A 13,890-nucleotide genomic window follows, 5' to 3' on the forward strand; every position below is an offset into this window, starting at 1 on the left:
AGTACTCACCCGTGGATTAGCGTGGACACCAGCGTAAGTCCAGCGTGCAGGGCAGCTCCAGGCTGGGTATTTCCGTCGGCGGTACCTGGGTGCCATGCCGGTGCCCGCTATCGCTGAAGCGGCCCAGGCGCCTTGCTTCTGCCTCGAAGGCGTTCACCGGGAAGGTGTCAAAACTGCGCCCGGTGGGGTGCACCACATGATAGGTGCAACCTGCTACAGAACGCTGGTTCCAGGTATCGACCACGTCAAAAACCAGCGGTGCGTGGACGGGAATCTGTGGGTGCAGCGCCGACGGCGGCTGCCAGGCCCGGTAGCGTACCCCGGCTACCGCCTCACCATTACGCCCGGTGGCGGCGAGCGGTACCCGACGCCCGTTGCAGGTGACGATATAGCGGTCGCCGCTCATGCCGTTCACCTTGACCTCCAGGCGCTCGACCGAGGAGTCCACGTAGCGTGCGGTGCCTCCGGCAGAAGCTTCCTCTCCCAGCACGTGCCAGGGTTCGATGGCCTGACGCAGCTCGATATCCAGCATGGGGGTGTGCAGCCGTCCATGCACCGGGAAGCGGAACTCGAGAAACGGCGCAAACCAGGCCAGGTCGAAATCAAACCCATGATGACGCAGGTCGTCAAGGACGTCGTTCAGGTCTTCCCACAGGTAATACGGCAGCATCCAGCGATCCTGCAGAGCGCTGCCCCAGCGCACCGGTTTGGCCCGGTAGGGCGTTTTCCAGCAGCGGGCGACGAGTGCTCGAATCAGCAGCATCTGCATCAGTCCCATGCGCGCGTGTGGCGGCATTTCAAAGCCGCGAAGCTTAAGAAGCCCCAAACGGCCGCTATCGCTGTCCGGCGAGTAGAGCTTGTCGATACAGAACTCGGCGCGGTGGGTGTTGCCGGTAAGGTCGGTGAGCAGGTGGCGCAGCAGCCGATCCACCAGCCACGGCTGTACGACCTCGCCCTGGGGTATCTGCTGGAGAGCGATTTCCAGCTCGTAAAGCGCTTCGTGGCGGGCTTCATCCACGCGCGGTGCCTGGCTGGTGGGGCCGATGAACAGACCCGAAAACAGGTACGAAAGGCTGGGGTGGTGCTGCCAGTAGGTGACCAGGCTGGCAAGCAGATCCGGGCGGCGCAGGAACGGCGAATCTTCCGGTGTCACGCCGCCCAGGGTGACGTGGTTGCCGCCGCCGGTTCCCGTGTGGCGGCCGTCGAGCATAAACTTCTCGGTGCCCAGGCGCGCCTGTCGGGCCTCGTCGTAAAGCCGCTCGGTCTGCGCCACCAGGGTTTTCCAGCTGGCCGCCGCCATGATGTTGACTTCGATTACGCCGGGATCGGGGGTGATCATGAAGCTGTCCAGGCGCGGGTCGCGGGGCGGTGGATAGCCTTCGAGCATCACCGGGCAGCCAAGCTCGCGGGCGCACGTCTCGATGCTGCTGAGCAGATCCAGGTAGTGTTCAAGCTGGGTCAGCGGCGGCAGAAAGATGTGTAAACGCCCGTCCCGGGGCTCCACGCACAGACTGGTGTGGATCACCTTGTGGTCGCGGTCGTTCTCGGCGCTGGGTTGCTGCTGAACGGCTTCGCCTTCGGGATGACTCGAGCTTGGGTGCAGGCTTTGACCGTGGCGCTCGGCGCCGGTCAGGCGGGACTGCTCGTCCGGGTCGGCCCATGGCAGCGCCGACAGCGGCAGTCGCAGTCCCATGGGTGAGTCACCGGGGACGAGATACAGGTGGTCGCGCTTCAGCGGCCAGTGGCCGCTTTCCCAGCGGTGGGACTGCACAGTCGAATGGCGTAGCGGCAGGGCGTAGCCCACCGTCGCGCCCAGATCCTGCTCCAGCAGCCGGGCGAGTCGGCGTCGCTCGGCGTCATCTTTCAGATCCGCGTCGCGGGGGGCGACGCTCACCGGCAGGGTCTGCTCCTTCCACAGGTAGTAGTAGAGGTCTTCATAGGCGGGAATCCAGTGGCGTTCGGCCACCCCCAGCCGTTCGCTCAGCGCCAGGGTGAAGCGCTGGGCCATGGCGTCGTCGACCACCACCCTGGGCGCGCCGTCCAAGCAGGCGAGCCAATGCGGGTCGCGCCATAGCGGCACGCCGTCCTTGCGCCAGTAGCAGGCAAGTTCCCAGTGCGGCAGCGGCTCACCGGGGTACCATTTGCCCTGCTGCTGCTGAATGACGCTGCCCGGCGCAAAGCTGGCTTGCAGGCGTGTCAGCAACACCTCGGCGCGTTCGCGCTTGTGCTCGCCCAGGGCCTCGGTGTTCCACTCGGGGCTCTCCATATCGTCGACCGACACAAAGGTGGGCTCGCCGCCCATGGTCAGGCGCACGTCCTGCTGGTTGAGCTCGCTATCCACCTGGTCGCCCAGCTGAAGGATCTGCTGCCACGCCTGGTCGCTGTAGGGCTTGGTCACGCGCGGGTCTTCGTGGAGGCGCTCGACGCGCATTTCCACATCGAACTCGACCTCGCACTTCTCTGAAGCGCCGGTAATCGCGGCGGCGCTGCCGGTGGTCGGCGTGGCGGCCAGGGGGATATGGCCCTCGCCGGCAAACAGGCCTGAGGTCGGGTCGAGCCCCACCCAGCCCGCGCCGGGCAGGAAGACTTCGGTCCAGGCGTGGAGATCGGTGAAATCCACATCGGTGCCGCTCGGGCCATCCAGTGCCTTGATGTCGGGGGTCAACTGGATCAGGTAACCGGAGACAAAGCGCGCCGCCAGCCCCAGATGGCGCAGTATTTGAACCATGAGCCAGGCGCTGTCGCGACACGAGCCCCTACCCAGGGTCAGGGTTTCCTCGCAGCTCTGCACGCCGGGCTCCATGCGCACCAGGTAGCTGATGTCGTGCTGTAAACGCTGGTTGATGGCCACCAGAAAGTCGACGCTGGTGGTCGGCTCCATGGATACGTCCTCGAGCCACGCCATCAGGCGTGGCCCGGCCTCGGTAACGTCCAGGTAAGGACCGAGTTCAGTGCGCAGCGCGTCGGGATAGGTAAAAGGGATGGTCTGGGCGATGTCGTCCAGGAAAAAATCAAACGGGTTGATCACCGTCATCGGCGCGATGAGCTCAACGGCAATGATCAGTTCGCGCCGTGGTTCGGGGAAAACGATTCGCGCGTTGAAGTTGCCAAACGGATCCTGCTGCCAGTTTACAAAGTGATCGTCACCGGAAATGTTGAGCGAGTAGGCCTCGATATGGGTGCGGCAGTGGGGTGCCGGACGAAGACGGACCACATGCGGTGATAAGCGTACCGGCCGGTCAAAGCGGTAGGTCGTCTGGTGGTACAAGGCAACGCGAATGGTCATAAGCCACCCTCATGAAAGCCGGAATCAACCGAAAGCCGGTCAATGATAGGTTATTACTCGCAAGTATCGTTCCAGTTTTACTTTTTTGCAGCTGTCATTGCCGTTAAGCCGTTTAAGTAAGGTGTAAAACGATTTTTGCACCACAAAGAAGCGAGTTATGCACTGCCATAGAGCGCTATTTGAATAAACCGGCGGGATAAATGATGACATTTAAAGCGTGTAGCTAATCGAGCGTTGAAAAAGCGCAAAAGATGGTATGTATTTTGCTCGGTTTATTTACCGTCTTTTGGCAAGACCTGCTTAAACTAAGTATCAGGCAGATGCCGTCCTTCCCCTGCGCCAGGAGAGCGCCCATGAGCCAAGTGAATTGGAATAACTATGCGTGCCGCGATTATTACGATGAACTGATGGCGTCACCCGGTAACCCCCGCGCGTCGGCAGGCGAGCTTTGCAACATGCTGGCGCGGTTCAGTGCCGATGAGCTGGCCGAGCGTAAAACCGCTGCTGAAATCGCCATTCGCACCATGGGCATCACCTTCACGGTGTATTCGGAAGGCGCCATGATCGATCGCGCCTGGCCGTTCGATATTGTGCCGCGCATTATTCCCGCCCATGAATGGCGCAAGACCGAGGCGGGATTAAAACAGCGCGTTCAGGCACTCAACTTGTTTATCGACGATCTTTACCACGAGCAGAAAGTGGTCAAGGACGGGGTGTTGCCTGCCGAAGTGCTGGCGCAGTCGGTCAACTTCCGTCCTCAGTGCGTGGGTATCAACCCGCCCCATGGGGTCTGGGCGCATATTTGCGGCTCCGACCTGGTGCGTGGCGGCGATGGCACCTTGTATGTGCTGGAAGACAACCTGCGTATCCCCTCCGGCGTTTCCTACATGCTGGAAAACCGCAACGTGACCAAGCGAGTGCTGCCGGAGCTGTTTGCCACCGGCAAGATTTTGCCCGTGGATGATTACGTGGCCCAGCTTTACGACATGCTGGCGGCGATGTCGCCGCGCCCGGGGGACGAGCCACAGGTTGTTGTACTCACCCCGGGGATCTACAACTCGGCTTACTTCGAGCACGCCTATCTGGCTCAGCAGATGGGGGTCGAGCTGGTGCAGGGCAGCGACCTGCTGGTGGATGACGATGACGTTGTATTCATGCGCACCGTGGAAGGGTTGCGACGGGTGGACGTGATTTACCGACGGGTTGACGACGAGTTTCTCGACCCTGAAGCTTTCAACCCCAGCTCCATGCTGGGCGTGGCGGGCCTGATGCGCGCCTGGCGGTCGGGTAAGGTGGCCTTGGCCAACGCACCCGGTGCGGGGGTCGCCGACGACAAAGTGGTTTACGCCTTTGTGCCCGAGTTGATTCGCTACTACCTGGGCGAAGAGCCGCTATTGCCCAACGTGCCCAGCTATTTGTGCATGTTTGAAGAGGATCGCAAGTATGTGCTCGAGCACCTGGATGAGCTGGTCGTGAAGCCGGCCAACGAATCCGGTGGCTACGGCATGCTGATTGGCCCGCGCTCGACCAAGGAGACCCGCGACCATTTCGCCGAGTTGATCAACGCCAATCCGCGTAACTACATGGCCCAGCCAACGCTTGCGCTGTCGACGACGCCGACCCTTGCCAACGGCCTGCCGCAGCCCCGCCATGTCGACCTGCGTCCGTTTATTCTTTCCGGCCCCGAGACCCATGTGACCACCGGGGGGTTGACCCGTGTGGCCCTGGTGGAAGGCTCGCTAGTGGTCAATTCTTCCCAGGGGGGCGGCAGCAAGGACACCTGGATTGTCGAGACCGAGGATCACCCCGCGGCCGCCGCTGAGCGGACAGGAGCCTAGCCCATGCTGTCACGCGTCGCAGAGAACCTTTACTGGATGGCCCGTTATATCGAACGCGCCGAAGACACCGCGCGGTTACTGAGCGTGAACAGCCACCTGATGCTGGATTTGCCCCGGCATCTGCCGCTTGGCTGGGGGCCGCTGATTGAAATGACCGGCACGCTCGAGGCGTTCAGGGAGCGCCATGGCGACTTTGACGAGCGTAGCGTGGTGCACTTCTTGTGCGCCGATACCCAAAGTGGCAGCTCGATTCTTTCCGCCCTGGCCAGCGCCCGTGAAAACCTGCGCACCACCCGGGATGTGGTGCCCCGCGAGATCTGGGAAGAGGTCAACCAGCTCTACCTGAGCGTTGCCGACCAGGCCGAGAACGGCGTCAGCCCACGGCGCCGGGATGCCTTTTTGAAAAGCGTCATTCGTGGCTGCCAGACCTTGACCGGGTTGATCGAAGGCACCTTGAGCCACGGTCCGGCGCGTACGTTTATTGAGTTGGGGCGCCAACTGGAGCGGGTCGACATGACCACGCGGATTGTCGACGTGCGCTCGGCGAGCCTGCTGCCGCAAAACCCTGAAGAACTGCTGCCGTTTGAAAACCTGCAGTGGATGAGCGTGCTGAAGTCGCTGACCGCTTACCAGATGTATCGGCAGCAGGTGCGCCTGCGCGTTCGCGGCCCCGATGTGCTGCGCTTTCTGCTTCAGGATCCCAACCTGCCGCGTTCTATTGCCTGTAGCCTGGAAACCCTGGGTCACGAGCTGCAGTTATTGCCCAGGCAGGATCGCGTTGCTGCCACCGTCTCGCTGGTTAGAGCGGATGTGGTGGATGCCGATATTCAGGCGCTGGCCCACTCGCCGAGCAAGCTGCACGCTTTTGTCGACGAGCTGCAGATTGGCTTTGCCGCGATTCACGACACCCTGAGTGCCACCTATTTTGTCAGCGCCGACAGCATTCCCCATGTGACCCAGCGGCAAACCCAGAGTCATGCAGGTGATCAGGATATCGACGACGACTGACCGTCATTCATCTTAACCCTCGAGGCTGCGCGGAGCGTTGCGGATGAGCTCATGCAGATACGCGAGCTTGTCGCGCACCGCCGGGGCCATCACACCGGGTGCCAGATCCAGCAGCCCCATGTCGCGGTTGAGTTCATTGACCGCCATGCCTACCTGGTGGAAGGCCTGCAGCATGCCGTCTAGCGAGCCATCGTACTCGGCGCGGGAAAGCCCCATGTGCATGGCGGTATCCAGCACCGCCACCATATCCAGGTAGAACGCAAAGGTTTCGGCAAAGTCTTCCCACGGGTGCATGGCGGCATACGCCGAGATGAAGTGTATCGACCAGTCGGCGGGCGCGCCCTGCTGGTAGTAGTGTTCCAGCGCCTCCGCATAGCTGGGGTGGTGGTGGTCGCCAAACACTCGCCGACAGGCTTCCTCGTCACGCGCCTTGACCAGCAAATCCCAGTAGTAGTGGCCGATTTCATGGCGAAAGTGACCGATCAAGGTGCGGTGAGATTCGTTCATGTCGACCCGCAGGCGCTCCCGTTCAACGTCGTCGGCTTCCTTGACGTTGATGGTGATATGGCCGTTGGCGTGCCCGGTATAGACTTTTTCCTGGCTGGCGGTTGAGCGCCATAGCCCCTGGTCGGGGAGTGCGTCGGCCATGAACGAGAAGCTGAGCGGCACGCGGATGGCATCACCGTGGGTGCCGTGGGGGAGGCCCAGCACATCCAAGGTGTGAAATAGCCGGCGCTTGGCGGCTTCGAGCGCTGCCCAGCGCGCGCGATTACCCTCGATCGCCAAATCCGGTATCACCGCGTTATAGCGACAGCAGTCGCACAATGTATCGGCATGCCCGTCGTTCATGACCACCATCCGGTTGCAGACATTGGCGAATGCGTAGTTGTGACACTTCATCAGGTCAGTGGCGCAGCCAGGGTGGGTGCAGCGATACCCGCCCTTGGGCAATGTTTCCAGCGCCACGATGTTGGCACACGTCGGGCACCAGCCAACCTCGGACCGGCAGCCAAGGCAGTGGGTGTTTTCAAAAAAAAGCGGGTTGCCACAGCGGCAGCTGAACGTCTGCATGAAGGTCTCCTGGGGGCGAGTCGCAGCGCGCTTCATTAAGGTTCATTGGCGCGGAGACGCGATGATTGCTCCAGCATAGCGAGATCCGCGCAGCCATGAAAAGGCTAATTGACGCCGCGCCCCAGATTCTGTTTACTCGTGCTATGGCTAATTGACGTTTACGTTAACTTTCTTTGGTTCGCGGTCGAGCGTGCTGTGACGTCCGTTCACCACGCATGCCGCCACGATCCAGGCAAGCGCCCATCCCGACACAATGACAACAGGAGCCAAGCCATGCCCGTTCGCGAAATCCCCATGTATATCGATGGTCAGCCCGTCACGTCGCAAAGCCAGGCGTGGCGCGACGTGGTGAACCCGGCCACCCAGGACGTCGTCGCCCGCGTGCCGTTCTGTACCGCCGACGAAGTCGAGCGCGCCGTGGCCAGCGCCAAAACGGCCTTCAAGGAATGGCGCAAGGTACCGCTGGGCAAGCGCATGCGCATCATGCTCAAGCTGCAGGCGCTGATTCGCGAGCACACGCCCGAGCTGGCGGCGCTGATTACCGAGGAGCACGGCAAGACGCTGCCGGATGCCGAAGGTGAGGTGGGGCGCGGGCTGGAAGTGGTGGAACATGCCTGCTCGATCACTTCGCTGCAGCTTGGCGAGCTGGCCGATAATGCCGCCAACGAAGTCGACGTGTATACCATGCACCAGCCGCTGGGCGTCGGGGCGGGCATTACCGCTTTCAACTTCCCGATCATGCTGCCGTGTTTCATGTTCCCGCTGGCCATTGCCACCGGCAATACCTTTGTCCTGAAACCCTCGGAGCAGGATCCAAGCTCGACCATGCGCCTGGTCGAGCTTGCCCATGAAGCGGGTATTCCCGCAGGGGTATTGAACGTCGTGCACGGCGGCCCTGAGGTGGCCAACCAGATCGCCGACCACCAGGATATCAAGGCACTGTCGTTCATCGGCTCGACCCACGTCGGCTCGCTGCTCTACAACCGGTCTGCCGCAGCGGGCAAGCGTATGCAGGCGATGATGGGCGCCAAGAACCATTGCGTGGTGATGCCGGACGCCAATCGCAGCCAGGCCATCGACAGCCTGCTGGGCTCCGCTTTCGGCGCCGCCGGGCAGCGCTGCATGGCCAACTCGGTGGTAGTGCTGGTCGGTGAAGCGCGCGAGTGGCTGGATGACATCGTCCAGGGCGCGCGGGGCATGACCGTCGGCCCTGGCACCCAGCGCGATGCGGACTTGGGTCCGCTGGTGTCTCCCCAGGCCAAGGAGCGGGTTGAGCGCTTGATTACTGCGGGCGAAAAAGAAGGCGCCAAGCTGATGGTCGACGGGCGTGGCTGCACGGTGGAGGGTTACCCCGACGGCAACTTTGTGGGGCCGACACTGTTTGCCGACGTCACCGCAGAGATGACAGTCTATCGCGAGGAAATCTTTGGTCCGGTGCTCTGCGTGGTCAGCGTGGACACTCTGGACGATGCCATCGCCTTCATCAACGCCAATCCCAACGGTAACGGCACCTCGATCTTTACCAACTCCGGCTGGGTGGCGCGGCGCTTCGAAACCGACATCGACGTGGGCCAGATAGGCATCAACGTACCCATCCCGGTGCCGGTCGCCTACTTCAGCTTTACCGGTTCGCGTGGGTCGAAGCTGGGTGACCTGGGGCCGAACGGCAAGCAGGCGATTGCCTTCTGGACACAAACCAAGACCGTGACCGCCCGCTGGTTCGAGCCGGAGAACGTCTCTAGCGGTATCAACAGCACCATTTCGCTCGGCTGATGGTATCTCGTCACCTCCCCTTAGCCGGATTGAGGGGAGGTGCTTGGCAGGCTTTGGGTAACCGCCTAGACGTCTGCAAAGATCGGCAGGCTTTCTTCCAGCAGCCGTTCGATGGGATCCAGCTGACTTTCGTGCAGCACCAGCAGTGACGGTTCGGTGATGAAGTGCTTGCCGGTGGGCACCAGCAGCGCAAACTCGCCTTCTTCAAGATGGAACTCGTGAATCTCGCGCAGCCCGTGAGACGTATAGCACTGTGTGCAGCGGTACGCTTCGTCCTCGCCGTACACTAGACGGTGGTACATCTTGAACAGCGTATAGAGCGCCAGGCCGCCCTCGAAGGCCGGCCAGCGCGCCGGAATCGTGCGTGTCTCTTCATCCAGGGTTTGGCCGTCTGCCTCGGCATTGGCGATGGCATCGGCAAGCGGGGCGGCCAACAGAGCGTCGTCATCGGCGGGCAAGGCAAGGTTGTCTTTTGACGCCCGGGTAAAGTCGCTCACCGCGCGTTTGAAATCAGCCACGTTACTCAGAGGGTAGTCGACGTGCTGGAGATCCTGGGGATCGAAGCCGCCGTTTTCCCAGCCGTGAATCACGCGCAGCGTCATCAGGCCACGTTTCATCGGGCGCGTCAGCAGCATGTATAGCGTGATGCGAATATGCAGCTGGCGTTCGTCGGTATCGTTTTCAAACGCGTTGTAAGGGTCTGCAAACAGCTCGTGCAGCCTGCCCGGGGTATGTTCCTTGGCTTCGGTGTAGTGCATCAGCGTCATCCCTTTGAGAGAACCGTTTCCCGTAGCGCACGGTTTCTTTGACATTAGCGGGTTACCTGCTGAGTATGGCGAGCGGCTGTCAGGATTGAAAGACCCCGGCGTGTGAAATGCTCAACGCCTGCGCGCTGCGGCACACTCTTGGCGCTTTACGCTGACGCCATTATCGTTGACGATAAGTCCGCAAGAAAATCCTTTCACTCACTGTCGCCAGGGGAGCCCTACCGGGCTGAGAGGGCGTTTTATGCTTACCCTGGAACCTGATCCGGTTGATACCGGCGGAGGAAGTGCGACATGCCTTACCTGACATCTGCCGTGCTCGCCGCGGCACTTGGTTGTTTCATTCTGCTTGGTCTACGTGCCCGCTGGGTCGATGGCACGGTGGACGACTATATCACCGCGCGCAACTCCCAGTCGGGGGGCACGCTGGGGCTCTCCTTTCTTGCCTCGGGCATGGGCGCGTGGATTCTGTTTGCCCCGCCGGAAATCGGCGCCTTTGTGGGGCCTGTGGCGCTTGCCGGCTACGCCATCGGGTCGGCACTGCCGTTTATCGTTCTAGGACTCTACGGGCCGGCTATTCGGCGCGCGTTGCCTGAAGGTCGCAGCATCGCCGAGTTTGCCCAGGCCTGCTACGGCAGCGGCGTGCGGCGTTGGGTATCGCTGGTGTCGGTGGCCTACATGGCATGTTTCTTGGCCGCCGAGTTGACCGCTATCGGCGCGATTACCGCGCTGCTTTCCGATGTGCCTCCTGCCGCGGTGGTGCTGGGCGTTGCCTTGAGTACCCTGGCCTATACCGTGCTCGGGGGGCTGCGAGCGAGCCTTGCCACCGACCGCTGGCAGGCCTGGCTGCTGGTGGCGTTATTGCTCATCGTCAGCAGTGTGGCGTTCACCCATCTGCCCGACATGCCCACGATGTCATCGATGCCCAGCGTCCCTGTGGGGGAGGCGCTGGGGGTGGCGCTGACGCTGGTGATTGCCGTCACTGCGGCCAATCTTTTCCATCAGGGGTACTGGCAACGGGTGTGGGCCGCCCAAGATGCCAATAGCCTGGGCCGGGGCGCCTGGCTGGGCGGTGGCATGACCGTCGCCGTCGTCATGGCGATTGGCGGCCTGGGGATGCTGGCGGCAATGAGCGGTGTCGAGCTGGGCAATCCGCCCATGCCGTTTTTTGCGCTGTTGGGCACGGCGCCTGCCTGGGTGGGGCTTCTGGCGCTAGTGCTGGCCGTCACGCTGGTGGCATCGAGCGTCGATACGCTGCAAAACGCGATCGCCTCGCTGATGGTCTCCCAGCATGAACAGCAAGGTCGATCGCTGACCACGGCGCGCTGGCTGACCGTGGCGTTGATGGTGCCGGTGGTGGTGATCGCGCTGCAGGGGCTCTCGGTGCTGCGGCTGTTTCTGGTCGCCGACCTGCTGTGTGCAGCAATCGTCGTACCGGTGCTGTTGGGGTTGTGGCGGCGCATGAGTGCCGCAGCGGCGATTGCCGGCGGCCTGGCGGGGCTGCTGGGCGCCGTGCTGCCGGGCTGGGTGGCAAACGGGAGCCTGTCCGCCGGCCTCATGGCGGCCACCTTTCCCAACGGAATCCCCACGCTCGGGCCCTTCCTGGGCGCGCTATGCGCTTCTACCCTGGTCAGCGTCGGGCTGGCAATGGCCGGGCGTTTACGCGCCCATTGAGCAAAGCGGCGTCGTTCGCGTTATGCTGGTAGGTTACCGCCTACTATCATGGGTGACACGCCAATGAACTACCCAATCTTGCCCGACGAAGAGGCACGTCTGGCAGCGCTGTACGAGCTGGCGTTGCTGGACACACCGGAGGAACCTGCGTTCGACCGGGTCACGCGTCTGGTCACCCAACTGCTGGATGTGCCCACGTCAACGGTGACCCTGGTCGACGCCAAGCGCCAGTGGTTCAAGTCCCGCGTTGGCGTAGAGGCCCAGGAAACCTCCCGCGACGTGGCATTCTGCGCCTACACCATTGCCGACGAGGTGCCGCTGATCGTGGAAGATGCGCAGCAGGATCCCCGGTTTGCGCATAACCCCCTGGTGACCGCCGATCAGGGCGTGCGTTTTTATGTGGGCATTCCGCTGCGCACCTCCCAGGGGCTGGCTCTGGGGTCGCTGTGTGCCGTGGATTCCCGGCCGCGTCGTGTCACGGATGCCGAGCTCGCCGCGCTAAAGGACCTGGCGGCGATCGTGACCGATGAAATTCACCTGCGCGAACGTTTTCAGTTTGAAAAGCAGCGTCGCGAAGACTCGCAGGCATCCCTCGAGGCGTTGCATCTTGATCTCGAAAACCAGATTGAGCGGCGTACGCGCGAGCTGAATCTGGTGATCGAGTCGGCCTACGACGCCTATATCAGCATCAATGATAACGACAAGGTGCTGGACTGGAATCGCGCGGCGCAGACCATGTTCGGCTGGACGCGCAAGGAAGCCCTGGCCAGATCCCTTCAGCAACTGATCTTTCCCGAAGGCGTGCCCGAAGGCGATCAGCAAATGCCGATGACCTACTACGCCACCCGCCGTGACGGCAGCCAGGTGCCCGTGGAAATGCGCATCAAGTCGCTGGAGATCGAGGGCAAGGGTCGCCGCAGCCTGTTTCTGCACGACGTTACCGAGCGCATACAGCTGGAGCGCCTGCGCGACCAGCAGGCTCGCGAGGATGCGCTTACCCAACTGCCCAACCGGCGCGCCCTGGATGAACGACTGCCGGACGCCATGGCGCGCACGCGACGCCTGAAAAACGCCCTGGCCGTCCTGTTCATGGACCTGGACGGATTCAAATCGGTCAACGATCAAAACGGCCACGCCGCCGGTGACCAGCTGCTGCGCGAAGTGGCCAAACGCCTTAGCGACGCCGTGCGCGAAACCGACTATGTGGCCCGCTGGGCGGGCGACGAATTTGTGGTGCTGCTGGAAAACATCGCGCCGGAGGCGGCCGAGCGACTCGCCCGACAGTTGGTCGACACCATCGAGCGGCCGCTTTGCCTGGAAAAGGGGACGGCCCATATCAGCACCAGTATCGGGGTGGCGCTCTATTACCCCGAGGCCAGCGAAACCGCCCAGGAGTTGCTGAAGCGTGCCGACGTCGCCATGTATGACGCCAAGCGTGCTGGCAAGGCTCAGGTACGCATGGCTGACGCACCCGCGTAATCGCATTCAAAACGTCAAGGACGACCATGATCCGGACATTGTTGACCACCCCCGACGGCCAGGTGCAGGAAGGCGACGAGCAGCTCGTCGCGGTCTGGCGGGAGACGCCCGGTAGCCATATCTGGGTGGACATGCAAGGCGAAAGCCAGGCCAGCGAGCAACGGCTGCTGGAAGACTTCGACTGCCATCCAATGGCGATCCAGGATGCCCATCGGGAGCGTCATCCGCCGAAAATCGAAGAGTTCGGCCATCACACGCTGATTATCTACCGCGGCATCTCCTCGTTTGATGCCCAACTGAACTTCATTCCCCAGCAGGTATGCTTTTTTATCGGCGAGCGCTTTCTGGTGACCCTGCACCCCGGGGCGGCGATGAGTATCGAGCGGCTGCTCAAGGAGCAGGGCCGCGAGCTGCTGGCGTACTCCCCCGAACACGTCGCGCTGCGGGTCATGTACCTGTCGGCGGGGTTTTACATCGACAGCCTGCTGGAGTTCGAAGTCGCCCTCAGCGATCTGGAAGACGAGCTGCTTGAAAACGGCAATGATGTGCTGATGCGCCGGATTATCGCCTACCGCTCGCGGCTGGTGAAAATGCGCCGCATATTCAGCTATCACCGGGGTATTACCCAGGAGCTTACCGCCTACGACTATGCGCACCTGCCCCGCGACGAGAGCGAAACCCTGCACGCGATTACCGATGTGGAAGAGCGCTTCGAGCGGCTGTATACCCTTACGCAAATGTATTACGACATCTGCGGTGACCTGGTGGATGGCTATATTTCGATCTCTTCGCACCAGCTTAATATCACCATGCGCGTGCTTACGGTAATTACCGCGATTTTTGTGCCGCTGACGTTCATTGCCGGCATTTACGGCATGAATTTCGAGTACATGCCGGAGCTTGGCTATCGCTACGGCTATTTCTTCGTGTGGGGCGTGATGCTGGGTATCGGCGGTATGCTGATCTGGCTGTTCAAGCGCAAGCACTGGTTTTGACG

9 protein-coding genes and 1 riboswitch are annotated in these 13,890 nt (G+C 62.0%); of the genes, 6 read left to right on the forward strand and 3 right to left on the reverse strand.

The features are described from left to right. Positions 1-16: 16 nt before the first annotated feature. Entirely contained in the window at positions 17-3,286 is a 3,270-nt protein-coding gene (locus QC815_RS14310; RefSeq protein ID WP_310540512.1) for a transglutaminase family protein, read from the reverse strand. A gap of 353 nt (positions 3,287-3,639) precedes the next feature. On the opposite strand from QC815_RS14310, the gene QC815_RS14315 reads away from it, so the two are divergent. Both QC815_RS14315 and QC815_RS14320 read left to right on the forward strand, forming a co-directional pair. After that, a complete protein-coding gene (locus QC815_RS14315) occupies positions 3,640-5,124 on the forward strand; it encodes a circularly permuted type 2 ATP-grasp protein (RefSeq protein ID WP_230447303.1) in 1,485 nt (494 codons plus the stop codon). Between the two features lie 3 nt (positions 5,125-5,127). Continuing rightward, on the forward strand, positions 5,128-6,132 hold the full coding sequence (locus tag QC815_RS14320; RefSeq protein ID WP_230447304.1) for an alpha-E domain-containing protein: 1,005 nt from the start codon (positions 5,128-5,130) through the stop codon (positions 6,130-6,132). Between the two features lie 12 nt (positions 6,133-6,144). Here QC815_RS14320 and QC815_RS14325 read toward each other — a convergent pair whose 3' ends face one another. Continuing rightward, positions 6,145-7,203, reverse strand: a complete 1,059-nt coding sequence (locus tag QC815_RS14325; RefSeq protein WP_310540515.1) for a zinc-binding metallopeptidase family protein — start codon at positions 7,201-7,203, stop codon at positions 6,145-6,147. 273 nt (positions 7,204-7,476) lie between these two features. On the opposite strand from QC815_RS14325, the gene QC815_RS14330 reads away from it, so the two are divergent. Next, positions 7,477-8,976 (forward strand): CoA-acylating methylmalonate-semialdehyde dehydrogenase, encoded by a 1,500-nt coding sequence (locus QC815_RS14330; RefSeq protein ID WP_310540517.1) that lies wholly within the window; start codon positions 7,477-7,479, stop codon positions 8,974-8,976. A gap of 65 nt (positions 8,977-9,041) precedes the next feature. Here the strand turns inward: QC815_RS14330 and QC815_RS14335 are convergent, their stop codons facing one another. Then, positions 9,042-9,734, reverse strand: a complete 693-nt coding sequence (locus QC815_RS14335; protein ID WP_230447307.1) for a hypothetical protein — start codon at positions 9,732-9,734, stop codon at positions 9,042-9,044. 208 nt (positions 9,735-9,942) lie between these two features. Then, positions 9,943-10,045, forward strand: a riboswitch (TPP riboswitch). On the opposite strand from QC815_RS14335, the gene QC815_RS14340 reads away from it, so the two are divergent. The 3 genes from QC815_RS14340 to QC815_RS14350 all read left to right on the forward strand — a co-directional run bounded on the left by QC815_RS14340 (position 10,035) and on the right by QC815_RS14350 (position 13,888). After that, the gene (locus QC815_RS14340) at positions 10,035-11,414 is read left to right on the forward strand and encodes a sodium:solute symporter family transporter (protein WP_310540519.1); all 1,380 of its coding nucleotides are present in this window, start codon (positions 10,035-10,037) and stop codon (positions 11,412-11,414) included. (Overlaps the previous riboswitch by 11 nt.) A gap of 63 nt (positions 11,415-11,477) precedes the next feature. Next, complete coding sequence (locus QC815_RS14345) at positions 11,478-12,893, forward strand: diguanylate cyclase domain-containing protein (protein WP_230447309.1); 1,416 nt, start codon at positions 11,478-11,480, stop codon at positions 12,891-12,893. 26 nt (positions 12,894-12,919) lie between these two features. After that, entirely contained in the window at positions 12,920-13,888 is a 969-nt protein-coding gene (locus tag QC815_RS14350; protein WP_310540522.1) for a magnesium transporter CorA family protein, read from the forward strand. Positions 13,889-13,890: the final 2 nt, after the last annotated feature.

It is taken from the genome of Vreelandella gomseomensis (genome assembly GCF_031451645.1).
Taxonomy (GTDB): Bacteria; Pseudomonadota; Gammaproteobacteria; order Pseudomonadales; family Halomonadaceae; genus Vreelandella; species Vreelandella gomseomensis.

Excerpts from the sequence above, each read along its gene's own strand:
- QC815_RS14310 (WP_310540512.1), bottom strand. The coding sequence starts at position 3,286 with ATGACCATTCGCGTTGCCTTGTACCACCAGACGACCTACCGCTTTGAC.
- QC815_RS14315 (WP_230447303.1), top strand. The coding sequence starts at position 3,640 with ATGAGCCAAGTGAATTGGAATAACTATGCGTGCCGCGATTATTACGAT.
- QC815_RS14320 (WP_230447304.1), top strand. The coding sequence starts at position 5,128 with ATGCTGTCACGCGTCGCAGAGAACCTTTACTGGATGGCCCGTTATATC.
- QC815_RS14325 (WP_310540515.1), bottom strand. The coding sequence starts at position 7,203 with ATGCAGACGTTCAGCTGCCGCTGTGGCAACCCGCTTTTTTTTGAAAAC.
- QC815_RS14330 (WP_310540517.1), top strand. The coding sequence starts at position 7,477 with ATGCCCGTTCGCGAAATCCCCATGTATATCGATGGTCAGCCCGTCACG.
- QC815_RS14335 (WP_230447307.1), bottom strand. The coding sequence starts at position 9,734 with ATGCACTACACCGAAGCCAAGGAACATACCCCGGGCAGGCTGCACGAG.
- QC815_RS14340 (WP_310540519.1), top strand. The coding sequence starts at position 10,035 with ATGCCTTACCTGACATCTGCCGTGCTCGCCGCGGCACTTGGTTGTTTC.
- QC815_RS14345 (WP_230447309.1), top strand. The coding sequence starts at position 11,478 with ATGAACTACCCAATCTTGCCCGACGAAGAGGCACGTCTGGCAGCGCTG.
- QC815_RS14350 (WP_310540522.1), top strand. The coding sequence starts at position 12,920 with ATGATCCGGACATTGTTGACCACCCCCGACGGCCAGGTGCAGGAAGGC.